Origin of the sequence: Amycolatopsis sp. NPDC051903, assembly GCF_044452505.1 — a bacterium.
Taxonomy (GTDB): domain Bacteria; phylum Actinomycetota; class Actinomycetes; order Mycobacteriales; family Pseudonocardiaceae; genus Amycolatopsis.
In genome coordinates, this window is the sequence record NZ_JBITBT010000012.1 from 36,186 (window position 1) to 59,700 (window position 23,515).

Annotated in this window: 28 protein-coding genes; 6 read left to right on the forward strand and 22 right to left on the reverse strand. The window is 71.2% G+C overall.

The window, feature by feature from the left end; genetic code table 11:
• Nucleotides 1-119: 119 nt before the first annotated feature.
• From ACIA77_RS24695 to ACIA77_RS24710, 4 genes are all read right to left on the reverse strand, one after another.
• Nucleotides 120-1,508 (reverse strand): glycine--tRNA ligase, encoded by a 1,389-nt coding sequence (locus ACIA77_RS24695; RefSeq protein WP_395888502.1) that lies wholly within the window; start codon nucleotides 1,506-1,508, stop codon nucleotides 120-122.
• A gap of 94 nt (nucleotides 1,509-1,602) precedes the next feature.
• Nucleotides 1,603-2,244 (reverse strand): class F sortase, encoded by a 642-nt coding sequence (locus tag ACIA77_RS24700; protein ID WP_395888325.1) that lies wholly within the window; start codon nucleotides 2,242-2,244, stop codon nucleotides 1,603-1,605.
• A gap of 79 nt (nucleotides 2,245-2,323) precedes the next feature.
• Nucleotides 2,324-2,962: a class F sortase gene (locus tag ACIA77_RS24705; RefSeq protein ID WP_395888326.1), complete on the reverse strand. Its 639-nt coding sequence runs from the start codon at nucleotides 2,960-2,962 to the stop codon at nucleotides 2,324-2,326.
• Between the two features lie 6 nt (nucleotides 2,963-2,968).
• Nucleotides 2,969-4,075 (reverse strand): hypothetical protein, encoded by a 1,107-nt coding sequence (locus ACIA77_RS24710; protein ID WP_395888328.1) that lies wholly within the window; start codon nucleotides 4,073-4,075, stop codon nucleotides 2,969-2,971.
• A 484-nt stretch (nucleotides 4,076-4,559) separates the two neighbouring features.
• Between ACIA77_RS24710 and ACIA77_RS24715 the strand changes: the two genes are divergently transcribed.
• On the forward strand, nucleotides 4,560-4,865 hold the full coding sequence (locus ACIA77_RS24715) for an ArsR/SmtB family transcription factor (protein WP_395888503.1): 306 nt from the start codon (nucleotides 4,560-4,562) through the stop codon (nucleotides 4,863-4,865).
• A gap of 2 nt (nucleotides 4,866-4,867) precedes the next feature.
• Nucleotides 4,868-5,302, forward strand: a complete 435-nt coding sequence (locus tag ACIA77_RS24720) for a Fur family transcriptional regulator (RefSeq protein ID WP_395888329.1) — start codon at nucleotides 4,868-4,870, stop codon at nucleotides 5,300-5,302.
• A gap of 5 nt (nucleotides 5,303-5,307) precedes the next feature.
• On the opposite strand, the gene ACIA77_RS24725 is transcribed toward ACIA77_RS24720, so the two are convergent.
• From ACIA77_RS24725 to hrcA, 18 genes are all read right to left on the reverse strand, one after another.
• Nucleotides 5,308-6,153 carry a TIGR03943 family putative permease subunit gene (locus ACIA77_RS24725; RefSeq protein ID WP_395888330.1) on the reverse strand — a complete coding sequence of 282 codons (846 nt, stop codon included), beginning with the start codon at nucleotides 6,151-6,153 and terminating at the stop codon, nucleotides 5,308-5,310.
• Nucleotides 6,150-7,166: a permease gene (locus ACIA77_RS24730; protein WP_395888331.1), complete on the reverse strand. Its 1,017-nt coding sequence runs from the start codon at nucleotides 7,164-7,166 to the stop codon at nucleotides 6,150-6,152. The genes ACIA77_RS24725 and ACIA77_RS24730 overlap by 4 nt, the downstream gene beginning before the upstream one ends.
• A 123-nt stretch (nucleotides 7,167-7,289) precedes the next feature.
• On the reverse strand, nucleotides 7,290-7,706 hold the full coding sequence (locus ACIA77_RS24735) for a YbjN domain-containing protein (RefSeq protein WP_395888504.1): 417 nt from the start codon (nucleotides 7,704-7,706) through the stop codon (nucleotides 7,290-7,292).
• 5 nt (nucleotides 7,707-7,711) lie between these two features.
• The gene (locus tag ACIA77_RS24740) at nucleotides 7,712-8,530 is read right to left on the reverse strand and encodes an isoprenyl transferase (protein ID WP_395888332.1); all 819 of its coding nucleotides are present in this window, start codon (nucleotides 8,528-8,530) and stop codon (nucleotides 7,712-7,714) included.
• An 83-nt stretch (nucleotides 8,531-8,613) separates the two neighbouring features.
• Nucleotides 8,614-9,393 carry a DNA repair protein RecO gene (recO, locus tag ACIA77_RS24745; RefSeq protein ID WP_395888333.1) on the reverse strand — a complete coding sequence of 260 codons (780 nt, stop codon included), beginning with the start codon at nucleotides 9,391-9,393 and terminating at the stop codon, nucleotides 8,614-8,616.
• Between the two features lie 49 nt (nucleotides 9,394-9,442).
• Nucleotides 9,443-9,910, reverse strand: a complete 468-nt coding sequence (locus ACIA77_RS24750; protein WP_395888334.1) for a CD225/dispanin family protein — start codon at nucleotides 9,908-9,910, stop codon at nucleotides 9,443-9,445.
• 66 nt (nucleotides 9,911-9,976) lie between these two features.
• Nucleotides 9,977-11,182, reverse strand: coding sequence for an RDD family protein (locus ACIA77_RS24755; RefSeq protein WP_395888335.1), 1,206 nt, complete (start codon nucleotides 11,180-11,182; stop codon nucleotides 9,977-9,979).
• A gap of 197 nt (nucleotides 11,183-11,379) precedes the next feature.
• On the reverse strand, nucleotides 11,380-11,829 hold the full coding sequence (locus ACIA77_RS24760) for a DUF2752 domain-containing protein (protein ID WP_395888336.1): 450 nt from the start codon (nucleotides 11,827-11,829) through the stop codon (nucleotides 11,380-11,382).
• The gene (locus ACIA77_RS24765; RefSeq protein ID WP_395888337.1) at nucleotides 11,826-12,164 is read right to left on the reverse strand and encodes a CD225/dispanin family protein; all 339 of its coding nucleotides are present in this window, start codon (nucleotides 12,162-12,164) and stop codon (nucleotides 11,826-11,828) included. The genes ACIA77_RS24760 and ACIA77_RS24765 overlap by 4 nt, the downstream gene beginning before the upstream one ends.
• 63 nt (nucleotides 12,165-12,227) lie before the next feature.
• Nucleotides 12,228-13,127, reverse strand: a complete 900-nt coding sequence (era, locus tag ACIA77_RS24770) for a GTPase Era (RefSeq protein ID WP_395888338.1) — start codon at nucleotides 13,125-13,127, stop codon at nucleotides 12,228-12,230.
• Nucleotides 13,127-13,462, reverse strand: a complete 336-nt coding sequence (locus tag ACIA77_RS24775; protein ID WP_395888339.1) for a cytidine deaminase — start codon at nucleotides 13,460-13,462, stop codon at nucleotides 13,127-13,129. Before ACIA77_RS24775 ends, era begins: the two co-directional genes overlap by 1 nt.
• A complete protein-coding gene (locus ACIA77_RS24780) occupies nucleotides 13,455-14,804 on the reverse strand; it encodes a CNNM domain-containing protein (RefSeq protein WP_395888340.1) in 1,350 nt (449 codons plus the stop codon). Before ACIA77_RS24780 ends, ACIA77_RS24775 begins: the two co-directional genes overlap by 8 nt.
• A 9-nt stretch (nucleotides 14,805-14,813) precedes the next feature.
• A complete protein-coding gene (ybeY, locus tag ACIA77_RS24785) occupies nucleotides 14,814-15,377 on the reverse strand; it encodes an rRNA maturation RNase YbeY (protein WP_204094687.1) in 564 nt (187 codons plus the stop codon).
• Nucleotides 15,374-16,450 (reverse strand): PhoH family protein, encoded by a 1,077-nt coding sequence (locus tag ACIA77_RS24790; RefSeq protein WP_395888341.1) that lies wholly within the window; start codon nucleotides 16,448-16,450, stop codon nucleotides 15,374-15,376. The genes ybeY and ACIA77_RS24790 overlap by 4 nt, the downstream gene beginning before the upstream one ends.
• Nucleotides 16,451-16,558: 108 nt before the next feature.
• Complete coding sequence (locus ACIA77_RS24795) at nucleotides 16,559-16,915, reverse strand: histidine triad nucleotide-binding protein (protein ID WP_395888342.1); 357 nt, start codon at nucleotides 16,913-16,915, stop codon at nucleotides 16,559-16,561.
• Nucleotides 16,916-17,502: 587 nt separating this feature from the next.
• Nucleotides 17,503-18,255, reverse strand: a complete 753-nt coding sequence (locus ACIA77_RS24800; RefSeq protein ID WP_395888343.1) for a 16S rRNA (uracil(1498)-N(3))-methyltransferase — start codon at nucleotides 18,253-18,255, stop codon at nucleotides 17,503-17,505.
• Nucleotides 18,256-18,258: 3 nt separating this feature from the next.
• On the reverse strand, nucleotides 18,259-19,422 hold the full coding sequence (gene dnaJ / locus ACIA77_RS24805) for a molecular chaperone DnaJ (protein WP_395888344.1): 1,164 nt from the start codon (nucleotides 19,420-19,422) through the stop codon (nucleotides 18,259-18,261).
• A 35-nt stretch (nucleotides 19,423-19,457) separates the two neighbouring features.
• Nucleotides 19,458-20,483, reverse strand: coding sequence for a heat-inducible transcriptional repressor HrcA (hrcA, locus tag ACIA77_RS24810; RefSeq protein WP_395888345.1), 1,026 nt, complete (start codon nucleotides 20,481-20,483; stop codon nucleotides 19,458-19,460).
• Between the two features lie 212 nt (nucleotides 20,484-20,695).
• Between hrcA and ACIA77_RS24815 the strand changes: the two genes are divergently transcribed.
• Genes ACIA77_RS24815 through ACIA77_RS24830 form a run of 4 tightly spaced genes read left to right on the forward strand, consistent with a single transcriptional unit; the run spans nucleotide 20,696 to nucleotide 23,359 of the window.
• Nucleotides 20,696-21,283 (forward strand): YbaB/EbfC family nucleoid-associated protein, encoded by a 588-nt coding sequence (locus ACIA77_RS24815; protein ID WP_395888346.1) that lies wholly within the window; start codon nucleotides 20,696-20,698, stop codon nucleotides 21,281-21,283.
• Nucleotides 21,283-21,606 carry a type VII secretion target gene (locus ACIA77_RS24820; RefSeq protein ID WP_395888347.1) on the forward strand — a complete coding sequence of 108 codons (324 nt, stop codon included), beginning with the start codon at nucleotides 21,283-21,285 and terminating at the stop codon, nucleotides 21,604-21,606. The genes ACIA77_RS24815 and ACIA77_RS24820 overlap by 1 nt, the downstream gene beginning before the upstream one ends.
• Nucleotides 21,603-22,871, forward strand: a complete 1,269-nt coding sequence (locus tag ACIA77_RS24825; protein ID WP_395888348.1) for a WXG100 family type VII secretion target — start codon at nucleotides 21,603-21,605, stop codon at nucleotides 22,869-22,871. The genes ACIA77_RS24820 and ACIA77_RS24825 overlap by 4 nt, the downstream gene beginning before the upstream one ends.
• Nucleotides 22,868-23,359 (forward strand): hypothetical protein, encoded by a 492-nt coding sequence (locus tag ACIA77_RS24830; RefSeq protein WP_395888349.1) that lies wholly within the window; start codon nucleotides 22,868-22,870, stop codon nucleotides 23,357-23,359. Before ACIA77_RS24825 ends, ACIA77_RS24830 begins: the two co-directional genes overlap by 4 nt.
• The last annotated feature ends 156 nt before the right edge of the window (nucleotides 23,360-23,515 follow it).

Here is a 23,515-nt window from a genome sequence, read left to right on the forward strand (position 1 = left end):
GGCTTCGTCCGCAGGTCGAGCGTCACGACGTGACCGTGACAGGTGTCAGGGGTCGCTGCACACAGCACGACGGCCCTCCCCCGGGAGCCGGGGAAGGGCCGTCGGTCAGGTGCCGGTGCTCAGCAGCCGAGCAGGCGCGGAGCCAGGTACTCCTCGACCTTGTCGATCGCGACGCGCTCCTGGGTCATGCTGTCGCGCTCGCGGACCGTGACGGCCTGGTCGTCGAGGGTGTCGAAGTCCACGGTGACGCAGTACGGCGTGCCGATCTCGTCCTGACGGCGGTAGCGGCGGCCGATGGCCTGCGCGTCGTCGAAGTCGACGTTCCAGTGCTTGCGCAGGCTGGCCGCGAGGTCGCGCGCCTTGGGCGAGAGGTCGGCGTTGCGCGAGAGCGGCAGCACCGCGGCCTTGAACGGCGCGAGCCGCGGGTCGAGGTGCAGCACGGTGCGCTTGTCGGTGCCGCCCTTGGCGTTGGGCACCTCTTCCTCGTCGTAGGAATCGACGAGGAACGCCATCATCGAACGGCCCACACCGGCTGCCGGCTCGATCACGAACGGGCGGTAGCGCTGGCCCGACGCCTGGTCGAAGAACGACAGGTCCACGCCCGAGTGGTTCGAGTGCGTGGTGAGGTCGAAGTCGGTGCGGTTGGCGATGCCCTCGAGCTCGCCCCACTCCTGACCGGCGTTGAAGTCGAACCGGTACTCGATGTCGACGGTGCGCTTCGCGTAGTGCGAGAGCTTTTCCTTCGGGTGCTCGAAGTGGCGCAGGTTCTCCGGCTTGATGCCGAGGTCCTTGTACCACTCGGTGCGCTGGTCGATCCAGTACTGGTGCCAGCGCTCGTCCTCGCCCGGCTCGACGAAGAACTCCATCTCCATCTGCTCGAACTCGCGCGTGCGGAAGATGAAGTTGCCCGGCGTGATCTCGTTGCGGAACGACTTGCCGATCTGCCCGATGCCGAACGGCGGCTTCTTGCGCGACGCCTGCTGCACGTTGAGGAAGTTGACGAAGATGCCCTGCGCGGTCTCCGGGCGCAGGTAGTGCAGGCCGTCCTCGGACTCGACCGGGCCGAGGTAGGTCTTGAGCATCATGTTGAAGTCGCGCGGCGCGGTGTAGCGCCCGCGCGTGCCGCAGTTGGGGCACGGCACGTCGGACAGGTCGTCCTCGGACGTCTGCTTGCCCGTGCGCGCCTCGTAGTCCTCGGCCAGCTGGTCGGCGCGGAAGCGCTTGTGGCAGTGGAGGCACTCGATCAGCGGGTCGGTGAACACGTTCACGTGGCCGGAGGCCACCCAGACCTGGCGCGGCAGGATCACGGACGAGTCGAGGCCGACGACGTCCTCACGGCCCTGCACCACGGTCTTCCACCACTGGCGCTTGATGTTGTCCTTCAGCTCCACGCCGAGCGGCCCGTAGTCCCACGCCGACTTGGTGCCGCCGTAGATCTCTCCCGACGGGAAGACGAAGCCACGGCGCTTGCACAGACTGACGACGGTTTCGATGGTGTTGGCGGGCACTCCACGCTCCGGAAGCATGCGGGGACGGTTGTCTGACTCGGACGTCCAGCCTATCCGGCCGCCCCCGCGGTGCTTCGGGCGAGGTGAGCCGAGCTCACGGGCGGCCGGTCAGCGACGCCGTCACGACCCGGTTGTCGTCGTAGCCCTCGGTGCCGCCGACGTAGTCCCCGCCGCACGTCACGAGCACCAGTTCGTGCGGCCCGTCCGGCGAAAACAGCTTCGCGGACTCCCCGGCCAGGCCGGACTTCGGGATCGTGCGGACCTCGTCGACGCGGTAGCTCCACCGGCCGCCGGAGGTGTCCGTGACGGTCACCGTCTGCCCCTGCGTCATCCGCCAGAGCTGGTCGAACGGACCGGTGCGGCCCTGCCAGTTCACGTGGCCGGAAAACAGGGTGACGCCGTGGTCGGCACCGAGGCCGGAGCCCCACCACGCGGCTTCGCCGAGGCTCGGCGGGATCGGCAGCGCGCCGTCGTCGCCCACCTGCTCGGCCACGAGCTTCGCCGTGCCGCCCGCGGGCAGGACGACGGTGCCGGGCGTGCGGCCCGGGTCGGCCGGCTTTCCCGCGGGCTGGGCGGGGTGCTGTCCCGCGGAGACCGGCCCGGCCCCGCTCGCGAACGTCTGCTCATCCTTTCCGGTGAAGATCAGCAGCGCGGCGACGAGTGCCGCCACCACCACGGCCCCGACGGCGGCCAGTACCCACTTCGTCCGCGCGGGCCGTGCTTGAGTCCCTTGCATCGTGCTCCCTGTTCCGGTGTGTCGTGCGCAGGGAGACATGCCGCGCGCGGCACGCGGGGTTGCACGGAGTTGCAGCGGCTCAGTCCGGGCGCGAGATGAGGCTCGCCGTGACGATGCGGTTCTCGTCGTAGCCCTCGGTGCCGCCGAGGTAGTCGCCGCCGCAGGTAACGAGCACCAGCCGATGCGGGCCCGTCTGGGAGAACCACTGCGGCGCCTGCGCCGGGAGCTGTTCCTTGCGCAGGGTCGCGGCGCCGGTCACGCGGTAGAGCCAGCGGCCGCCGGAGGAGTCGACGATGCTCACGTTGTCGCCGTCGTGCAGCCGCCAGAGGTCGTCGAACGGTCCCTTCGTGCCGGCCCAGTTCACGTGGCCCGACAGCACGGCCGCGCCCTGCGCGGCGCCGAGGCGGGCGCCCCACCACGCCGCGTCGCCGAGGCCGCGCGGGATGGGCAGGATGCCGTCGCGCGTCACCTCGGTGCGCACGAGCCGCGCTTCGGACCCGTCCGGCAGCCGCACGCTGCCGGGACGCTGAACGCCGACGGGGGCGCCGTCCGCGGGCAGCTCGGCTGGCGCGCCGTCCTCACCCGGCAGCGAGCCCGGCGGCGGATCCGCGGCGGCCGCGGGCACCGGCGCCGGGCCCCAGGTCAGCACGATGACGCCCGCCGCCAGCGCGAGCACGGCGACCACCGCCGACACGACGGCCATCGCCGTGCGCACCACGGGGGCCTACTCGCCGCGCGAGCGCGCCGCGCGGCGGCGGCCGAGCCCGATCGCGAGCCCACCGAACACGAGCCCGGCGACCAGCAGGCCGAGCCCCAGCGGCATCCGGTAGTCGCTCTGCGGCGCGGCCGCGGCGGGACCGGCGTACCCGGCGGGCACCTCGGTCGGCACGGGCGGCTGCGTCGCCGCGCCGCCGTTGCCGGTGCCGTTGCCGGCCTTCGCCACGAAGTTCTTCGGGATCGAGCAGCTCACGCCGCCGAGCACCATCGTGGTCCGCACGTCCTGCAGTTGCTCGCCCGCCGCGTTTTTCACGTGGGTGGTGACGTCGACGACCCAGCCGGCCTGCGCCGTGACGTCGCCGGAGCGCCAGCCGGCCTGCTTGATCAGCTGGTCGAAGGACGTCACGCGCGACACGACGACGTCCGACAGGGTCTTGCCGTGGTCGGCTTGCGGAACATCGCCCGGCGCGCCCATGCGGAGGTTGCTCACGCGCAGCGAGGCCGGGCTCGCGGGCATCGCGACCTGGCGCAGCGCGTCGTCCTCGCCGCGGAGCCAGAGCCGGGTGAGCGTGGTGCTGCCGATGGCCTTGTTCGGGGCCGAGCAGTCGACGCTGCTGCGGGCGTTCTCGAGGACCAGCATCGTGTCGTCGGACGGCTTGGCGCCGTTCCGCGCTTTGTCGCGCAAGGCGTAGTTGGTCTCGGCGACGGCGCTCGGCACGTTCGTCTGCTGCAGCGCCGCGGCGACGTTGTGGTCGCGGCTCGCGATGCCGGCCGGGTACGGGCTCTCGGAAGCGTTCGCGAACTTGCCGAGGTCGATCTCCCAGTGGCCGCCGAACGTCGAGCTCTCGCCCTGGTCCTTGGGCACGGCCACGCGGGCGGTGCCGAGCTTCGACTGGCCGGGGGCGAGCGGCGAGCGCTGGGTCTCGGTGATCAGCGAACCGCTGTGCTGCGGATCGGATCCCAGCCGCACCGACGCCACGTTGGCGAACGACACCGGGCCGGTCTTCTCGTCCACCGCCTGCGCCGTCTGCGCGGACGCGGCCGGTGCGAGCACCGGCAGCACCAGCACAGCCGCGATCGCCGTCTTCGCCGCCTTCGTCACGAAACGAGTCATGTCTCCCCACTGCCTCCGGCTCACTTCGAGCGGGTCGTCAGCGTACGAGAAGCGACGAAACGCCCCCGCGACAACCTTGCACCGTCGGCCACCAGTTGCGAAGCCGAAGTGCCGATTCCCCACGAACTCACCCGATCGGGTGAGCCCGGTGCGTGGGACCGGTGACCGTCGGGGGTCGCGCGCGGGAACACTACGATGGCGGTGACCGTTGTCGACAATGACATCCGACTTCGGAACCCGGCCTCGTCGGCGGGTGGCCCGCAGCGGTTTCAGGGCTTTTCAGTGGTACGCAACCGGGGAGGCAACCATGGCACCGCCGAGCACGGGCGCCCTTTCGACCGGCCCGGGCGCGGCCGGCGGCCCGGTCGCGAACCCGCGCGCCGCCGGTGGCCCGACCACCGGCTCGCCGGTGTCCGAAGAGGACACTCGCGCACCGGCGGCCCCGCACGAGGCGCCCGGCGGGCCCGCCGCTGCGCCCGGTAGCGTGACCCGTCCGCTCACCGCGTCGAACTCGGCCCTGGCCGATGCCGGCGACCTGCTGCGCGCGCTGGCCGCCCCGGTGCGGATCGCGATCGTGCTGCAGCTGCGGGAGGCGGACCGGTGCGTCCACGAACTGGTGGACGCGCTGGACGTCGCGCAGCCGCTGATCAGCCAGCACCTGCGGGTGCTCAAGACGGCGGGCGTGGTGCAGGGCGAGCGCCGCGGGCGCGAGGTCGTCTACCGGCTGGTGGACGACCACCTGGCCCACATCGTCGTCGACGCGGTCGCCCACGTGCAGGAAGGGAAGTGACCATGACCTCGGCTTCGGCCCCCACCCCCGCCCCGGTGCCCGGCCGCCGCTCGACCAAGCAGCGCGCGGCCGTGGTCGACCTGCTCAACACCGTCGACGACTTCCGCTCCGCCCAGGAGCTGCACGACGAGCTGCGCAAGCGCGGCGACGGCATCGGCCTGACCACGGTGTACCGCACGCTGCAGTCGCTGTCGGAGGCCGGCGAGATCGACGTGCTGCGCACCGATTCGGGCGAGGCCATCTACCGCCGCTGCTCCACGCACCACCACCATCACCTGGTGTGCCGCGTGTGCGGGCGCACGGTGGAGGTCGAGGGCCCCGCCGTGGAGCGCTGGGCCGAGAAGATCGCCGCCGAGAACGGCTTCTCCGACATCAGCCACACCGTCGAGATCACGGGCACCTGCGCGTCCCACGCGCAGGTGCCCGCCGCCCGCTGACCGGCTCAGTACTCGTAGGGGTCCTGCGGCGCGGCGATCCGCTCGACGGTCGTGGGGACGAAGTCGGGCGTGTACCCGTTGGCCTCGTTCGCCGTGCCGGGCACGACTTGCCCGGTGACCTTCAGCCACGTGTCGCTGGGGAACCGGTCGGCAGCACCTCCCTTCACGTGCACGGTGACGGGTGCCGCGTCGGCCGCGCAGCAGCTGATCACCAGGCGCGCCAGCAGGGTGCGGCCCTCGGTGTGCACGACGAACCCGGACATGCCGATGGTGCGGCCGTTGAGCGTTCCGTTGGCGTCCCAGCCCGCGCGCGTGACGACCTCGTTCACCGGCAGGTCCACGACCTTCCCCGCGGGCAGCGGCGGGAACGCCGCCGCCGACGTGGTCGCGGCGCTCTGCGGCACGCGCGCCTCGGTGCGGGTGACCGAGTCGGCGCCGAGCGCCGGCGGGGCCACCAGGAACACGGCGAGCACCGGCACGACCAGCAGCCACGCCGACCGCGCCGGGTGCGCGTGGCCGTGCCCGTCGTCGCCCGCCGGCGCGGCGAACGCGAAGCCGCCGCCGTGCTCGTGGCCCGCCGGGTCGAGACCACCGTGCTCGTGGCCCGCCGGGTCCAGACCACCGTGGGCCGCGACCAGCTCCGGCTCCTCCTGTGCCTTGGCCGCCGCTCGCGCCGCGAACAGGTCGCGCAGGATCGCGACCGCCCCCAGCACCAGCATCACCACGCCGCCCGCGATGATCCACGGCTGCTGGGCCGGCTTGACGTAGCGCAGGTAGTCGCCGTTCACCGCGATCTTCACCAGCGCGCCGCCGAGCAGGATCAGCAGCACGTTCTGCGTTTCGCGCCTCACCGCACACCCCCGAGCAGCAGAACTCCGGCGACGGTGCCGCACGCGAGGGCCACCACGAAGGTCACCGGCGCGAACCGCACTGCGAACGACTTCCCGAACGTGCCCGCCTGCAGTGCGAACAGCTTCACGTCGATCGCCGGGCCGACCACGAGGAACACCAGCTTCGGCAGCAGCGGCACGGCCGTGAGCGAAGCCGCGACGAACGCGTCGGCCTCACTGCACAGCGCCAGGACCACGGCCAGCACCGCCATCACGAGCACGCCGACCACGGCCTGGTCGGCCAGCACCCCGAACCACTTCGCGGGCACGAGCACGTTGAGCGTCGCCGAGATCAGCGCGCCGAGGACGAGGAACCCGCCGGCTTCGACGAGGTCCGTGCGGGCGGTCTCCGCGAAGACCCGCCACCGCTGCCCGGGCTCGACGTCGGGCAGCCGCCGCAGCGCGCGTTCGGTGATCCACGAGAGCTTGCCCCAGCGCGCCCAGATCCAGCCCATCACCATCGAGGTGCCCAGCGACCCGGCGAACCGCGCCAGCACCATCTCCGGCCGCCCGGGGAACGCGACGGCCGTGGCCACCAGCACCACCGGGTTCACCGCGGGCGCGGCCAGCAGGAACGTCAGCGCCGCCGCCGGCGCGACCCCCTGGCCGATCAGCCGCCGCGCCACGGGCACCGACGCGCACTCGCACCCCGGCAGCGCGACCCCGGCGAGGCCCGCGACACCCACCGCCGCCCCGGCGCGGCGCGGCAGCACGCGCTCCAGCACCCGCGCGGGCACGAACGCGGCGATCGCCCCGCTGATCAGCACACCGAGCACGAGGAAGGGCAGCGCCTGCACGCACACCGCCACGAACACCGTCGAACCGGTGCGCAGCGCGGGCACGTCGAAGAGGTCCTGCAGCTTGCCCTGCGCGAGGATCGCGACGAGCAGCACGGCGCAGAGGAGCTCGATCGAGCTGATCCGGACCCGCCGCGCGCGTTTGCGCTCAGGCGGGTTGTCGACAAGCGTTTTCACGAGGCCCGATGATGCCAGCCCGCACCGACGCGATCACAGCGGGACGCGGCGCGAAGGGACCGCTCGGACCGTTTTCGGTCCGAATCCGCCGTTCGCTCCCCCGGAAACCGGACGAACCAGGCCTCAGCTCAGCCCCGGCAGCTCCGTGCGCACCTGCGACGCCGTCGACACCACGAGCATCAGCAACGTGCCCAGCGCCGCCGGGTCCATACCCTCGGCCGGGAACGCGTAACGCAGAGTCACGTCGACCCCGCTGTCGGTGTGCCCGACCCCCAGCGTGCCGAAGAGGCCCTGGCCGGCCCGCTCGGCCACGGCGACCGCGAGCGCCGGGTCGTCGGGCAGGTCCCAGGCGACGACGCAGGTCAGGCTGAGGACGGTGAGACCGTCGGCCAGCCGGGTGGCCTGGATGACGCACGGGACTTCCGCGTGCCGGAAGGTGATCGCGCCGTCGTCGTCGACGTGGACTTCGAGGTAGCGCTCGAGCGACTCGCGGGCGAGGGCGAGCAGGTTGGCGGTGTCGGCCGCCTCGGAGGTGCTCACGGTGGTCACGACTTCCCTTCGGCGCGGTCGATCGCGGCGCCGAAGCGGCGGTCGCGCTTGGCGAACTCGAGGCACGCGTCCCACAGGCGCGTGCGGTCGAAGTCCGGGAACAGCGTGTCCTGGTAGACCATCTCCGCGTACGCCGACTGCCACAGCATGAAGTTCGACGTCCGCTGTTCACCCGAGGGCCGCAGGAACAGGTCGACGTCCGGCATCTCGGGCTGGTACAGGTACTTCGCCACGGTGCGCTCGTCGATCTTGTCCGGCTTGAGCTTGCCCGCCGCGACCTCCTGCGCGATCCGGCGCATCGCGTCACCGAGCTCGGCGCGGCCGCCGTAGTTGACGCACATGGTCATGTTGAGCTTGGTGTTGTTCTTGGTCTTCTCCTCCGCGATCTGCAGCTCCTTGATCACGCTGGCCCACAGCTTCGGCCGGCGCCCGGCCCAGCGGATGCGCACGCCGATCGAGCCGAGGTAGTCGACCTGGCGGCGGATGGTGTCGCGGTTGAAGCCCATCAGGAAGCGCACCTCCTCGGGGCTGCGCTTCCAGTTCTCGGTGGAGAACGCGTAGACCGAGAGCCACTTGACGCCCAGCTCGACCGCGCCGCTCGCGACGTCGATCATCACGGCCTCGCCGCGCTTGTGCCCCTCGATCCGCGGCAGGCCGCGCTGGTTGGCCCAGCGGCCGTTGCCGTCCATCACCAGCGCCACGTGCTTCGGCACCAGCTCGGCGGGGATCTCCGGCGGCTTGGCGCCGGAAGGGTGCGGATCCGGTGCCCGCAGCTCGTACTCCGACGCCTTGACCTCGCGTCCCCTGCGCAGCACTTCACGCCTCCTGAAAGAGTGAATTCCTTACCCGGCTGACCCTACTTGCCCCGGATCGGCGGCTTGACGGCGCTTGTCCGCCGTCACGAAGCCGGTCGCCCGATCTCACCGGCGGCGGTGGCCTCCCGGACACGCCGTTCGACGAGCGGCAACGAGCGCAGCTGGCGTTCCAGGTGCCACTGCAGGTGGGCCGCGACCAGGCCCGACGCGTCGCGCCGGGTCACGCCGTGGGTCGCCTCGGCGACGTCCCACTCGCCGTGCAGCAGGGCCTCGAGCAGCGTCAGCACCTCGGGCGCGGGGTGCACGGAGCCCGCGATCCGGCAGTCCGGGCACATCGACCCGCCCGCGGCGACGTTGAACGCGGCGTGCGGGCCGGGCAGGCCGCAGCGGGCGCACTCGGTGATGGCGGGCGCCCAGCCGGCGTAGGCCATCGCCCGCAGGAAGAACGCGTCGAGGACGAGCGACGCGTCGCGTTCGCCGGCCGCGAGCGCGCGCAAGGCGCCGACGACCAGCAGGTACAGCTTCAGGACCGGCTCGCCCTCTTCGGCCGACAGCCGGTCGGCGGTCTCGGCGATCGCGCTCGCCGCGGTGTAGCGCTGGTAGTCGGCCACCAGCGGCAGGGCGAACGCGTCGACGGTCTCGACCTGGGTGATCACGTCGAGGGTGCGGCCGGTGTAGAACTGCACGTCCACGTGCCCGAAGGGCTCCAGCCGCGCGCCGAACCGCGACGAGGTGCGGCGCACGCCCTTGGCCACGGCACGAACCTTGCCGTGCCGGCGGGTCAGCAAGGTGACGATCCGGTCGGCCTCACCCAGCTTGTGCGTGCGCAGCACCACTCCGGTGTCGCGGTAGAGGTTCACCACCCCGCCATCGTCCCACCAGGGGCCGGGGACGGGGTGGTGACACCCTGGTTCAGCAGTAGTAGCCCGTGCAGTAGGTCGACACGGTGGCGGCGGTGGCGATCGCGATGATGATCATGATGATCGCGAACACCCAGCCGATGCCGCCGATGATCGTGGCGATCAGGCACAGCGTCTTCGTGGTCTGCGACGCCTGCTGGGCCATGGCGTAGTTGCCCTGCATCTTGAAGGTGCGGACCTCGTTCGACTTCATGATCGCGAAGATCGCGAGGATCCACATCAGGAAGATGCAGCCGATCGCCCAACCCTTGTACTCCTTGATGGCGTTGATGTCGCCACCACCCGGCATCCCGCCCGGCATGCCCATGCCCGGGCCGTAACCGGGCTGCCCGAACGGCGCCTGCTGGCCGTACTGCCCCTGCTGGCCCTGCTGGCCGTAGGGCGCGGGCATGCCGCCGGAGGGCGTGCCGTAGCCCTGCTGGCCGTAGGGCGGCTGCGGCTGGCCGTACGGATTGGTCATGACGGTTCCCCAAACTCCTCGTGGTTCCCGGCGAGCTCCCCCGCCGCGGGTCTAGCGGACAGTAAGTCAGTGCTGCGGCGGCTGCTGACCGAACTCGCCCGGCTGGATCTTCTGCGTGGCCTCGGGCTGCGCCGGAGGCGTCGCACCGGGCTGCAGCATCTGCGTGCGCTCGGCGCCGTCGAACGCGCCGCTATCGGGCTGCGCCCCGCCCGGCCTGAGCATCTGCGTCGGCTCGGCCTGCTCGAGCGCGCTGGCGCCGGAATGCTCACCCGCGCCCGGCTGCGCGAACCCGCCGGTGCCCGGGGCGCCCGCCGGCTGGCCGAAGCCCCCGGGCTGGCCGAACCCGCCGGGAGCCGGCTGTTGAGGCTGACCGAACCCGCCGGAGGGCGGCGGGAACCCGCCCGGCTGCTGGCCGAACCCGCCCGGCTGCTGCCCGGCCGGCGGGAACCCGCCGCCGAACGGCTGCGGCTGGCCGAAGCCCGGCTGACCGAACTGCCCGCCCTGCGCGGCGGGCGCCGCGTCGGCCGGGACGACGACCGTGCCGATGATCTTGTCCGAGAACGTCTGCGACTTGTCGTCCCACAGCGGCCACAGGAAACCGATGGCGCACGCGACGTTGTCCAGGACGTGCGCGAGATCGCGCACGAAAGCCATGGCGGGGCCGATCGGCTGCCCGGTCGACTCGCTGATGAGCTTGATGCCGACGACCCGCTTGCCGAGCGACTGGCCCGTGTTGCCGCCGGTGATCCACCGGTTGTAGATCGTCCAGCCGATGTTGCCCAGGATCGCCAGCCAGTAAATGATTCCGCCCACGGTCGGCGACGCGATCGTCACCAGTGCCGCGATGATCACGACAACGAGGAACGGCCCGAAGTCGATCAGGTAGGCACCCGCGCGCTGGCCCCAGTTCGCGTACCCGCCACCGGGCGGGCCGTACGGGCTCGGCTGGCCGAAGCCACCGGGCTGCCCGTACGCCGGGGGCTGGCCGAAACCACCCGCACCCGGCTGTCCGAACCCGGGCTGGCCCGGCGCTTGGCCGAACCCACCGGGCTGCTGGCCGAAGCCGGGCTGCGGCGCGGCCCCGACCGCCGCGGGCTGGCCGAAGCCACCCGGAGCCTGGCCGGCGTCGGGTTGCTGGGGGAACCCGCCCGAGGGCGGTTGCTGGCCGAAGCCGCCGGGCTGCTGTCCGAACGGCTGCTGCCCCGGACCGGACTGTCCGAAGGGCGGCTGGCCCTGCGGCTGCCCGGTGGGCCCGCCGTAGGGATCGGTCATCGTGTTCTCCCCCTCGTTCGTCGTGGCTCGCGCGCGAGGCGGCGCACGAGAACCGGCCGAGTCCTACGTGGACGGGGCCGGTGCGCGGGAGCGTACCCGGTCCCGGCGCACTCGGCCCAGGTAGGCGCCCGCATCGGGCGACGGCCCGAACCCCTCCGACGCGGCGGGGCCCGAACCGGTTCCCCGCGAAGGGAAATTCAGACGGACAACGAGGTGAACGGCGCGAAGGGCAGGTTGCGCACCACGAACCAGACGGCGAACACCACGGCGACGGTGATCGGCGTCCAGCGCCAGTGCAGCCACGACCGCACGGCCCGCCCGCGCAGCCTCCCGACGGTCCACGCGACGCCGCTCCAAGCGAACAGCGCCACGAACACCAGCGCCACCGCGTTGTAGTGCACCGCGCCGGCGAGGTCTCCGTGCATGAGGCTGTAGGCCATCCGCATGCCGCCGCAACCGGGGCAATCGATGCCGAAGAGGAACTTCGTGGGACAAACCGGCAACGGACCGCCGGGGGTGGTCGGGTCGCCAAGCCACACGGCCGCGCAGCACACACCGATCCCGGCGACCGCGGCCGCCGGGCCGGACAGGGCCCGCGCGGTGGCCCGCAGGCCCTGCACCGGGACTCCCGTGTAGACGGTGCTCACGACGGGAACATCCCGGCGGCGGAGCCCGCGATCAGGAACACGATCAGCACGAACAGCAGGTACGCCCCGATGCCGATGGCGATCGACAGCGCCGACCACATGGCCCACTTGCCCGCTTGGTCCGCGGCCCGGTGGGCTTCGGCGAAGCGGCCCTGGTACCACAGGGAGTTGACCTCGGAGGCCTTCACGATCGCCACGATGCCGAACGGCAGGCAGCAGAAGATCGTGGTCAGGATCGCCCACACCATCCGGTTGTCCGGCGGCGGCCCGTAGTTCGGCGGCGGCGCGCCGTAGTAGTACGGGCCACCCGGGGGTGGCGGGTACGGGCCGGTCATCGCGTCCCCCTGCTCGTGTGGTGCTGCGCTACGGGTGCTGACGCTACCGGGCGCGGCCGCGGCTCAAAAGCCGAGGCGGCGCAGCTGCTTCGGGTCGCGCTGCCAGTCCTTGGCCACCTTGATGTGCAGATCGAGGTACACCTTCGAGCCCAGCAGGCTCTCGATGTGCCGCCGCGCGGTCGCGCCGACCTCGCGCAGGCGTTCACCCTTGTGGCCGAGGATGATGCCCTTCTGGCTGGGCCGCTCCACGTACAGCAGCGCGTGGACGTCGACGAGGTCGTCGCGCCCTTCGCGCGGCAGCATCTCCTCCACCGTCACGGCGATGGAGTGCGGCAGCTCGTCGCGCACGCCCTCGAGCGCGGCCTCGCGGATGAGCTCGGCCACGAGCGTCTGCTCGGGTTCGTCGGTGAGCTCGCCACCGGGGTAGAGCTGCGGGCCTTCCGGCAGCCGCGCCACGAGCAGGTCGGCCACCGTCTGCACCTGGAAACCGTCCACAGCGGACACCGGCACGAGGTCGGCGAACTCCATCACGTCCTGCAGGGCGAGCAGCTGCGCCGCGACCTGCTCGGGCTTCACGAGGTCGGTTTTCGTGACGACACCGATCACCGGGGTGCGCCGCGCGATCTTCTTCAGCTCCGCGGCGATGAACCGGTCGCCAGGGCCGACTTTCTCGTCGGCCGGCACGCAGAACCCGACGACGTCCACTTCGGACCACGTCTCGTGCACGATGTCGTTGAGCCGCTCGCCGAGCAGCGTGCGCGGACGGTGCAGGCCGGGGGTGTCGATGATGACCAGCTGCGCGTCTTCGCGGTGCACGATGCCGCGGATCGCGTGGCGGGTCGTCTGCGGTTTGCTGGAGGTGATGGCCACCTTCGAGCCCACGAGCGCGTTGGTGAGCGTCGATTTGCCGGCGTTGGGCCGGCCGACGAAGCACGCGAAGCCGGAGCGGTGCGGCTGCGTCATCAGCTCAGCACCTCGACGACGTCGCCCTTCGGGTCGGCGAGGATGATCGGAGCGGCCTTCGCGACGTCACGCACGGCGTGCACCGACGCCTCCTGCACCAGCGCGTCGGCGGTGACCACGGCGGCGGCCTCGAGCCCTTCGGCGCCGCTGGAGAGGGCGGCGGCCACGGCGGCCTGCACGGCGGTGAGCTTGAACGACGGCTGGTCGACCGTCGCCGCGCTGTACGTGCGGCCGTCGGTGTCGCGCACGGCGGCGCCCTCCTCCGCGCCGGTGCGGGCGCGCGCCGAGCGGGCCAGCGTGACGAGCTTCTGGTCCTCGGCGTCGAGGTCAGGCATGTTCGACTCTCCTGTCGCGTTCTTCGGGCTGGGGCACGCGGGTGCGCCGGCGGTTGCCGGCGTCGGTCACCGCGTCGGCGTCGGCCGGGTGGACGACGACCGACGTGATCCGCATGCGGCCGCGACGGTCCTTGCCCCCTTCGGCGAACAGCCGAAGACCGGCGACCTCGGCTTCGGCCCCCGGCAGCGGGACCCTACCCAGTCGTTCGGCGAGCAGCCCGCCCACGGTCTCCACGTCGTGGTCTTCGAGGTCGATGCCGAACAGCTCACCGAGGTCGTCGACGCTCAGCCGCGACGACACGCGCACCGCGCCGCCTTCGAGCTCTTCGACCTCGGGGCGCTCGTCGGTGTCGGACTCGTCGGTGATCTCGCCGACGATCTCCTCGAGGATGTCCTCGATGGTCAGCAGGCCCGCCGTGCCGCCGTACTCGTCGACCGCGATCGCCATGTGGTGGTGGGTCAGCTGCATCTCCTTGAGCAGCTCGTCGAGCCGCTTGGAGTCGGGCACGAAGCTCGCCGGGTTCATGACCTGGTCGACGACCGTGCTCGGCCCGTCCGGGTCCATGTACGCCGGCATCAGGTCCTTGATGTTGACCACGCCGACGATGTCGTCCACGGACTCGTCGATCACCGGCACGCGCGTGAACCCGGTGCGCAGCGCCAGCGCCAGCGCCTGGCGCACGGTCTTGGTGCGCTCGATCCAGACGATCTCGGTGCGCGGCACCATCACCTCGCGCGCGATCGTGTCGCCGAGCTCGAACACCGAGTGGATCATCTCGCGTTCGGAGTCCTCGACCACGCCGCGTTCCTGCGCGAGGTCGACGAGTTCACGCAGCTCGACTTCCGAGGTGAACGGGCCTTCGCGGAACCCGCGGCCGGGAGTGATCGCGTTACCGACGACGATCAGCAGCCGCGACAGCGGGCCGAGGACGTGCCCGAGCACGCGCACGGGCCCGGCGACGATCATGCCGACGCGGTAGGGGTGCTGGCGGCCGATGGTGCGTGGCCCGACGCCGATGAGCACGTAGCTCACCACCACCATCACCACGGCGGAGACGAGCACGGCGAGCCACAGCTTGCCGAACCAGGCGAGGAACGACACGGTGACGAGCACCGTGGCCGTGAGCTCGCAGCCGAGGCGCAGCAGCAGGAGCAGGTTGATGTGGCGGCGGCGTTCGGCGACGACGGCGGCGAGCTGGCGTGCGCCGGCGCGGCCGATGCGCACGAGCCCTTCGGTGCGGGCCTGCGAGACGGTGCTGACGGCCGCGTCGGCGGCCGCGAACACCCCGGCCAGCAGCACCAGCGCCACCGCGACGACGAGCTGTGCCGTGGGACTGCCCATGATCGCTGCCTAGGACGTTTCCTCGGCCGGGTTCGGCGCGGCCGAGGCGTCGAGGCCCGCGATGCCGAGCACCCGGTCGTCGGCGTTGCGCTGCGCGTTGCGGCGGTCGAGGGCGGCCACGGCGGACTGGAACTCGCCGAGGATGCGCTTCTGCAGCCCGAACATCTCGCGTTCCTCGGCCGGCTCGGCGTGGTCGTAGCCGAGCAGGTGCAGCACGCCGTGGACGGTGAGCAGGTGCAGCTCGTCGATCAGCGCGTGGCCGGCGGTCTTGGCCTGGTCCTTCGCGAACGCCGGGCACAGCACGATGTCGCCGAGCAGCGCCGGCGACGCGTCGGGCGCGTCGGGACGGCGCGACGAGTCGAGCTCGTCCATGGGGAAGGCCATCACGTCGGTGGGGCCGGGCAGGTCCATCCACCGTTCGTGCAAGTCTTCCATCACCTCGAGGGTGACGAGCAGGATGGACAGCTCCGCGAGGGGGCTGACCTCCATCTTGTCGAGCGCGAAGCGCGCGGCCGAGACGATGGACGTCTCGTCGACGGTGACGCCGGATTCGTTGGCGATCTCGATGCTCATCGGCGGTTGCCCTTCCAGCCGCCCTGCGGTTCCTGGGCGTCCTGCACCGCCTGCCACTTCTCGTACGCGTCGACGATGTCGCCGACGAGCCGGTGGCGCACCACGTCCTGGCTGGTCAGCTCGGCGAAGTGGAGGTCTTCGACGCCGTCGAGGATCTCGCGGACCACACGCAGGCCGCTCTTCTGCCCGGTGGGCAGGTCGACCTGGGTGATGTCACCGGTGACCACGATCTTCGAGCCGAAGCCGAGGCGGGTGAGGAACATCTTCATCTGCTCGGGCGTGGTGTTCTGGGCCTCGTCGAGGATGATGAAGGCGTCGTTGAGCGTGCGGCCCCGCATGTACGCGAGCGGCGCGATCTCGATGGTCCCGGCCTGCATGAGGCGGGGGATGGATTCGGGTTCGACCATGTCGTGCAGCGCGTCGTAGAGCGGACGCAGGTACGGGTCGATCTTCTCGTTGAGCGTGCCCGGCAGGTAGCCGAGGCGCTCGCCGGCTTCGACGGCCGGGCGGGTCAGCACGATGCGGGTGACCTGCTTGGCCTGCAGCGCCTGCACGGCCTTGGCCATGGCGAGGTACGTCTTGCCGGTACCGGCGGGGCCGATGCCGAAGACGACGGTGTGCTTGTCGATGGCGTCGACGTAGCGCTTCTGGTTGAGGGTCTTGGGCCGGATCGTCTTGCCGCGGCGGGAGACGATGTTGAGGCTCAGGACCTCGGCCGGGGAGGCGTCGCCGGACGACAGCATGCCGACGGTGCGGCGGACCGTGTCGGGCCCGACCTGCTGGCCACCGGTGGCGAGTTGCACGAGGTCGGTGAACACGCGCTCGGCGAACGCCACGTCGGCGGGTGTGCCGGTGAGGGTGACCTCGTTGCCCCGCACGTGCACGTCCGCGGCGAGGAGTTCCTCGGCGACGCGCAGGTTCTCATCGCGCGAGCCCAGCAGGCTCAGCGCTGCTGCGTCGGGGATGGGGAATCGGGACTGGGCCACGGGGGTGGCATCGTCGTTCTTCGACTGTGACGCCTTGCTGACGGCGGCGTCGGGACGGGCGGCTCCACCCTGTGCGGTTCCGGCCACGTGGCCTCTGGCCTGCTTTCTGCGCTTCCGGCACGCTGCTTACGGACTCTGGACCCCATCGATGCTACTTGCTCCCCGAACCCTGCCGCAGTCCGGTTTCGGCCTCGCTCAGGCGTGTCGCCCGAACAACCCCAGCTGCTCCCCGCCCAGCACGTGCGCGTGAACGTGGAACACCGTCTGCCCCGCGTCCCCGTCGGTGTTGAACACCACCCGGTACCCGGACTCCACGATCCCCTCCAGCTCCGCGACCTTCCGCGCCGCGAGCACCACCGCACTCAGCAGCTCCGGATCACTCGCCGCCAGCTCGCCCACGTTCCGGTACCGCTTCCTCGGCACCACCAGCACGTGCACCTTGGCCTGCGGCTTGATGTCCCGAAACGCAAACGTCTTGTCGTCCTCGTACACGACGTCCGCCGGAATCTCCCCGGCGATCACCCGTTCGAACAGCGTCTCCGCATCACTCATGCGCCCACCCTAGGCCGCGCCCACCCCGCCCCACCGACCCCACTCCGCAAGCCACCCACACCCACCAACGCCACCTCCGCAGGCACCCACGCCGACTCGTTCACCGATCGCACTTCCGGAAGGCGACCACGCTGGATTGGCCACCGATACGACTCCGCAAGACACCCACGCCGGATTGGCCACCGATACAACTTCGAAAGACACCCACGCCGGATTGGCCACCGATACAACTTCGAAAGGCACCCACGCTGGGTTGGCCACCGATCGCACCGCGGGGGTCCGGGGGGCTCGGCCCCCCGGGAAATACGCGGAACCGCCCCGGGGCGAAGGGGGCGTGCGAAGCACCCCCCGAAGACGCCGCGGCGCGGTGGAGCCTGGGGGTCGCTCCACCGCCGCCGCGGCTCCGCCGGACCGAGGGGGGAGGTGCCCGGCGGGGTTCGGGTACGCGCGACGGGGTTACCCACCCAGTGGCGCGCCGAAACGTCGTGGTGCGCGAACGTCGTGTTGCGCGTTGGTGACGAGCGTAGCTGCCCGGAGTGTGATCGCGCCATGACTCGCCGCAAAATGTGGGGTTTTCTGCGGTGCGGTCACGTCCAGCGGCTGGTGAGCGCCCCCAGCGCGCCGAGGGCGACGGCGGCCGCGGTGGACGTGCGCAGCACTGTCGGGCCGAGCCGGACGGCGAGGGCGCCGGCCGCTTCGAGGGTGGCGAGTTCTTCGTCGGTGACGCCGCCTTCGGGGCCGACGACCAGCAGGATGTCGCCGGTGTCGGGGAGGGGGACGTCGGTGAGGCGGCTGGTCACGCCGGACTCGAGCACGAGGGTGCGTGACATCGTGGCGGCGAGCTGGGCGAGTTCGCGGGTGCTGACGGGTTCGGTGACGTCGGGCACGTGGGCGCGCCGCGCTTGTTTGGCGGCGGCCCGGGCGGTGGCGCGCCAGCGGGCGAGGGCTTTGTCGCCGCGGGGGCCGTCGTCCCAGCGCGCGACGCTGCGGGCCGCGCGCCAGGGCACGATCGCGTCGGCGCCGGCTTCGGTGGCGAGCTCGACGGCGAGTTCGCCGCGGTCGCCTTTGGCCAGCGCTTGCGCGACGTGCACGCGCAGCGCCGGCGCTTCCTCCGTCCAGCGTTCGACGACGGTGAGCGTGAGCGACGCGTCGCGGCCGGCCTGGACGGCGTCGACGACGCAGCGGGCCATGGCGCCGGCACCGTCGGAGAGCACGAGCTGCTCCCCCACGCGCAGCCGGCGCACGGTCGCCGCGTGCCGGGCCTCCTCGCCGTCGAGCACGGCCGAACCGCGGTCGGGCACGGCCGTGGCGAGGAAAACCGGCAGCGTGGTGTCGGGCACGGGTCAGCGGTGCTTCGTTCGCAGCTTGGAGAACAGGCCGCCGTGCTTGCTGCCGTTGGCCGCGAGCGTGGGCACCTCTTCGCCGCGCTGCTGGGCCAGCTCCACGAGCAGGTCGCGCTGCGCTTCGTCGAGCTTGGTCGGGACCACGACGTCGATGTGCACGTGGAGGTCGCCGCGGCCGTCGACGCGCCCGGACGAGCGCAGCCGCGGCATGCCCTTGCCGGTGAGCACGAGCTCGGTGTTGGGCTGCGTGCCGGGTTCGACGTCGAGTTCGTAGTCGCCGTCGACGAGCGTGGTGATGGGCACGGTCGCACCGAGCGCCGCCGTGGTCATCGGGATGCGGAAGTTGCAGTGCAGCTCGTTGCCCTCGCGGACGAACACCTCGTGGGGCAGCTCGTCGATCTCCACGTACAGGTCGCCGGCGGGGCCGCCGCCGGGGCCGACCTCACCCTGGCCCGAGAGCCGGATGCGCATGCCGTCGCCGACGCCCGGCGGGATCTTCGCCGTGACGTTGCGGCGCGCGCGGATGCGCCCGTCGCCGCCGCACTGGCGGCACGGGTCGGGGATGACCTCGCCGAAGCCGCGGCAGACCGGGCACGGGCGGGCCGTGACGACCTGGCCGAGGAACGAGCGCTGCACCGACTGGACCTCGCCGGCGCCACCGCAGGTGTCGCACGTCTTGGTGGTCGTGCCCTCCGCCGTGCCAGCACCGCGGCACAGGTCGCACACGACGGCGGTGTCGACGGTGATCTCGCGGTCGGCGCCGGTGGCGCACTCCTCGAGCGTGAGCGCCAGCCGGATGAGGGCGTCGGAGCCCGGCTGCACCCGGCTGCGCGGGCCCCGGCCCCGGCCGGCGCCACCGCCGGCGGCTCCGAAGAACGCGTCCATGATGTCGCCGAGCCCGCCGAAGCCGGCGAACGGGTCGCCGCCACCACCACCGCGGCCGCCCGAGTCCATCGGGTCGCCGCCGAGGTCGACGATCTTGCGCTTCTGCGGGTCGGAGAGCACCTCGTAGGCGGTCGTCACCTCCCCGAACTTGTGCTGCGCGTCCTCCGACGGGTTCACGTCGGGGTGCAGTTCACGGGCCAGCTTGCGGTACGCGCGCTTGATCTCCTGATCCGACGCGTTCTTGGCCACCCCGAGGATCCCGTAGTAGTCCCTCGCCACGTTCTTCTGCCTTCTCCTTCTGCTCCGCCCGGGCCTCAGCGGCCGGACAGGATCTGCCCCACGTAGTTGGCCACCGCGCGCACGGCCGCGATGGTGCCCGGGTAGTCCATCCGGGTGGGTCCGACGACGCCCATACCCCCCAGCAGCATGTCCTCCCGGCCGTAGCCGATCGACACGACCGAGGTGCTGCGCATCTGCTCGTCCTCATTTTCCTCGCCGATGCGGACGGTGACCGTACCGGGGTTGCGGACGGCGGCGAGCAGCTTGAGCACGACGACCTGTTCCTCGAGCGCTTCGAGGACCTGGCGCAGCGAACCGGGGAAGTCCGCGACGTTGCGGGTGAGGTTGGCCGTACCGCCGAGCACCAGGCGTTCTTCCGGGTGTTCGACGAGCGACTCGACCAGCACCGTGCAGATGCGGGTGAGCGCGTCGCGCAGCTCGGTGGGCGCCACCTCCGGCAGCTCCGCGACCCGCGCGGCCGCCTCGACGAGCCGGCGGCCGGCGAGCGCCCCGTTGAGGACGGTGCGCAGGCGCAGCACGCTCTCCTCCGTGAGGACGTCGCCGAGGTCCACCGTCCGCTGGTCGACGCGGCCGGAGTCGGTGATGAGGACGAGCATCAGGCGGGCGGGCGTGAGCGGGACCACCTCGAGGTGGCGGACCGCCGCGTTGGTCAGCATCGGGTACTGCACCACGGCGACCTGCCGGGTGAGCTGGGCCAGCAGCCGGACCGAGCGGCGGAGCACGTCGTCGAGGTCGGTGCCCGAATCGAGGAAGCTCGTGATCGCGCGGCGCTCGGCGGGCGAGAGCGGCTTGATCTCGGAAAGCCGGTCGACGAACAGCCGGTAGCCCTTGTCGGTCGGGATCCGGCCCGCGCTGGTGTGCGGCTGGGCGATGTACCCCTCTTCCTCGAGCGCGGCCATGTCGTTGCGCACGGTCGCGCTCGACACGCCCAGGTTGTGGCGCTCGACGATCGTCTTGGAGCCGACCGGCTCCTGGTTCGAGACGTAGTCGGCGACGATCGCGCGCAGCACCTCGAAGCGACGCTCGTCCGTGTTGGCCACCGGCACCTCCCTGATCTCGGCCCGCTACTCACAACGAGTTTACGGAAGCCTGAGTGCCCGCCGCTCAACCCGGCTCGCGCCGGCCCACGATCGGGCCGGGCACGCGAAGGTAAAGGAATGCCAAAACACAATTAATCACGGCGAACCGGACAATTAATTTCCTGGCTTGCCCGGGGAACCGATTGCCGGTTTGCTGCCTCAGAGACTACGTGGTGGGAACGGACAACTCGAGGGCAATTGTGGACAATAACGCGCGCGCACCCGAAATCGCCGAAATCGGACGCCGGGCCGCCGAGGCCCAGGAGCGCCTCAAGCACGTCGCCGCCACGGCGACGAGCAGTGACGGCGCCGTCACCGTGACCGTGAACACGAGCGGAGCTCTGCAGCAGGTCAGCTTCGGCCCGCGCGCCGAGGAGATCTCGCGCAGCGCCCTGGCCGCCGCCGTGGTCGCCACGGCGCACCGCGCCCAGGCCCAGGCGGCCCAACAGCTGAAATCGATCATGGCTCCGGTCATCGGCGAGAACAGCGACGCAATGCATTTTCTCGAAGAACAGATCCCCACCCCGGAAGTTCCCGAGGAACAACAACCCCCGGCTCCGGAACCGCGACAGTTCTTCAACCGCGAGGACGACGCGCCTCCGCCGCCGCGCCCGCCGGCTCCCCCGGCCCCGCCCGCCAGTGGGATGCGTCACCCGGCGCCGCCGCCCACGCGCCCGTCCCGCCCCCAACGGCCCCCGGCGGACCCCTCGGACGACGACGACTACTACAACGGCGGCTCGATCCTGGGGAGGCGTAACTGATGGCAGGCGACCTGCAGGTCCACCTTCCGGCACTGCAAGCACACAAGGGTGAGGTACAGGACATCGCCGCGGGGGTGCACACGGCCGCACAGGCGACCGTCGACGGCCAGGCGATGGGCGACGACGCGTTCGGGATCGTCGGCGCGCCGTTCGGCGCGGCGATGGAGATCTGGACGGGCATCGCGTCGATCTTCATCAACCACGTCGCCGACACGGCCGACGGGATCGCCGACAAACTCCAGAACGCCCACGACGCGTACGACAGTCACCAGCAGAACGCGTCGACCAACCTCAACTCGACGCGCGGGGAGCTGCCGGCATGACCGAGACGCAGGAGAACCCGCTCGTCGCCCGCTCGGAGTCGCCCAGCGGCCTTACGACGAACATGGGCTCGTCGAGCAACGAGATGAACAACCTCAACGCACAGACCTCCGGTGCGGGCATCCTCAACGACATCGCCTCGGGGATCACCGACGGCCGCAACGGCGACTGGCTGAACCTCGCCGCCGACGGGGTGACGGTCGGGCTGGACCTGCTCGGCGTGGTGATGGACCCGCTGGGCTCGCTGGCCAGCGCGGGCGTCGGCTGGCTGATCGAGCACATCAGCTTCCTCAAGGAAGGCCTCGACAAGCTCGCGGGCAACCCGGAGGCGGTCACGGCCAAGGCTCAGACCTGGGACAACGTCTCGAAGCAGCTGGAGGAGAGCGCCGGCCAGTACGAGCAGGCGGCGGCCAAGGTCGCCCCCGACTTCCAGGGCCAGGGCGGCCAGGCGTACCAGGACATGGCCAAGGGCTACGCCGCGACGCTGCACGGTGCCTCTGGCCAGGCCCACGCCGCGTCGATCGGCATGAACGTGGCTGCCGCACTGGTCGGTACCGAGCGCGGCCTGATCCGCGACATGATCTCGTCGTTCGTGGGCGAGCTGATCATCAAGGCCGTCGCCGCGCTGGCCGCGTCCTGGTGCACCTTCGGCGGCACGGTCGCGGCGTTCATCGCCGACACCGTCGTCGAGGGCGGTATCCTCGCCGAGAAGATCAGCGGCCGCATCGCTCAGGTCGTGGAGAAGCTCGAGAAGCTGATCCAGAGCGCCGGCAAGTCGCGCGCCGCCATCGAGGACGCCACCAACGCGCTCAAGAAGCTCGGCACCACGGCCGACAAGATCACCAACAAGAGCGTCGACGTCGCCGCAGCCGCCGAGAAGAAGGGCAACGAACTCAAAGACGCCGCCCGCGCAGCCGGCAAATCCCACGTGGACGAAGGCGTCGCCGCGAAGGCCGACCGCTGGACCGAGGGTGCGAAGCCGAACCTCGGGGAACACGTCAACAAGGCCGGTGAGACGTGGTCCGAAGACGGTCGCAGCTTCTTCAAGTCCGACGAGTGGAAGAAGTCCGGCGGCGAGCCTCCCGCGTGGTCGCGAGGCGACACCGCGGGCGTCGTCACCGAAGGGCGTCGCCAGGAGAACGAACAGTTCGATCGCAGCAAGGAAGCGAACGAGGCGTACGAGGACGAGCGCAAGGAAGCCGAGGCCGAAGGCGGCAGGGGCGAGGGCGAAACGGCGTCCGAGGGCGGCGGGGAAAAGCCGGAGTGAAAGCCGACGCCGAGGAAGTCGCCCGCGTCAACCGCAGCGGGCGGCTTCATCCTTCGCAGCGGGGGAAGATCCTCAACTTCTACTTCTGGTTCTCGGTCGTGCTTCTCGCTCTCGGGATCTGGGTCCTGACGATCATCCCGGGCTACTCGCAAGGCTCGGGCTTCATCCTCGCGGCCCCGGTCATCGTGATCATGGCGTTGCTGATCTGGTTCTGCGTGTTCCGGCTGCACGTGCTGCGCCGGGGAACGCTGACCTCGTTCACCGGGTACACCCACGACATCGATCGACACCGGCCGCTGCCCGACCAATACCCGGTGCTGCTCTACACCGTGATGAGCCAAGGCAACAATCCGCACTACTACGTGCGCTTCAACGGCAAGCGGTTCGCGATCTTCAGCGACATGCACGCCAAGTTCCGGCCGGAGCAGGAGAACACGATCTACCTCACGCCCAACGGCCGCACCATCGTCAACGTGGTACCTGCATGAAAACCGACCCCGAGGAAGTCGCCCGCGTCAACCGCAGCGGGCGGCTCCACCCGTCGCAGCGCTGGAAGATCCTCGACTTCAACTTCTGGTTCGCAGCCGCGCTCCTGGCCATCGGGATCTGGGTCCTCGCGGATCATCCCGGGGTACTCCCAAGGC

Excerpts from the sequence above, each read along its gene's own strand:
- ACIA77_RS24700 (WP_395888325.1), bottom strand. The coding sequence starts at position 2,244 with ATGCAAGGGACTCAAGCACGGCCCGCGCGGACGAAGTGGGTACTGGCC.
- ACIA77_RS24710 (WP_395888328.1), bottom strand. The coding sequence starts at position 4,075 with ATGACTCGTTTCGTGACGAAGGCGGCGAAGACGGCGATCGCGGCTGTG.
- ACIA77_RS24720 (WP_395888329.1), top strand. The coding sequence starts at position 4,868 with ATGACCTCGGCTTCGGCCCCCACCCCCGCCCCGGTGCCCGGCCGCCGC.
- ACIA77_RS24750 (WP_395888334.1), bottom strand. The coding sequence starts at position 9,910 with ATGACCAATCCGTACGGCCAGCCGCAGCCGCCCTACGGCCAGCAGGGC.
- ACIA77_RS24755 (WP_395888335.1), bottom strand. The coding sequence starts at position 11,182 with ATGACCGATCCCTACGGCGGGCCCACCGGGCAGCCGCAGGGCCAGCCG.
- ACIA77_RS24765 (WP_395888337.1), bottom strand. The coding sequence starts at position 12,164 with ATGACCGGCCCGTACCCGCCACCCCCGGGTGGCCCGTACTACTACGGC.
- era (WP_395888338.1), bottom strand. The coding sequence starts at position 13,127 with ATGACGCAGCCGCACCGCTCCGGCTTCGCGTGCTTCGTCGGCCGGCCC.
- ACIA77_RS24775 (WP_395888339.1), bottom strand. The coding sequence starts at position 13,462 with ATGCCTGACCTCGACGCCGAGGACCAGAAGCTCGTCACGCTGGCCCGC.
- ACIA77_RS24780 (WP_395888340.1), bottom strand. The coding sequence starts at position 14,804 with ATGGGCAGTCCCACGGCACAGCTCGTCGTCGCGGTGGCGCTGGTGCTG.
- ybeY (WP_204094687.1), bottom strand. The coding sequence starts at position 15,377 with ATGAGCATCGAGATCGCCAACGAATCCGGCGTCACCGTCGACGAGACG.
- ACIA77_RS24795 (WP_395888342.1), bottom strand. The coding sequence starts at position 16,915 with ATGAGTGATGCGGAGACGCTGTTCGAACGGGTGATCGCCGGGGAGATT.
- ACIA77_RS24820 (WP_395888347.1), top strand. The coding sequence starts at position 21,283 with ATGGCAGGCGACCTGCAGGTCCACCTTCCGGCACTGCAAGCACACAAG.
- ACIA77_RS24825 (WP_395888348.1), top strand. The coding sequence starts at position 21,603 with ATGACCGAGACGCAGGAGAACCCGCTCGTCGCCCGCTCGGAGTCGCCC.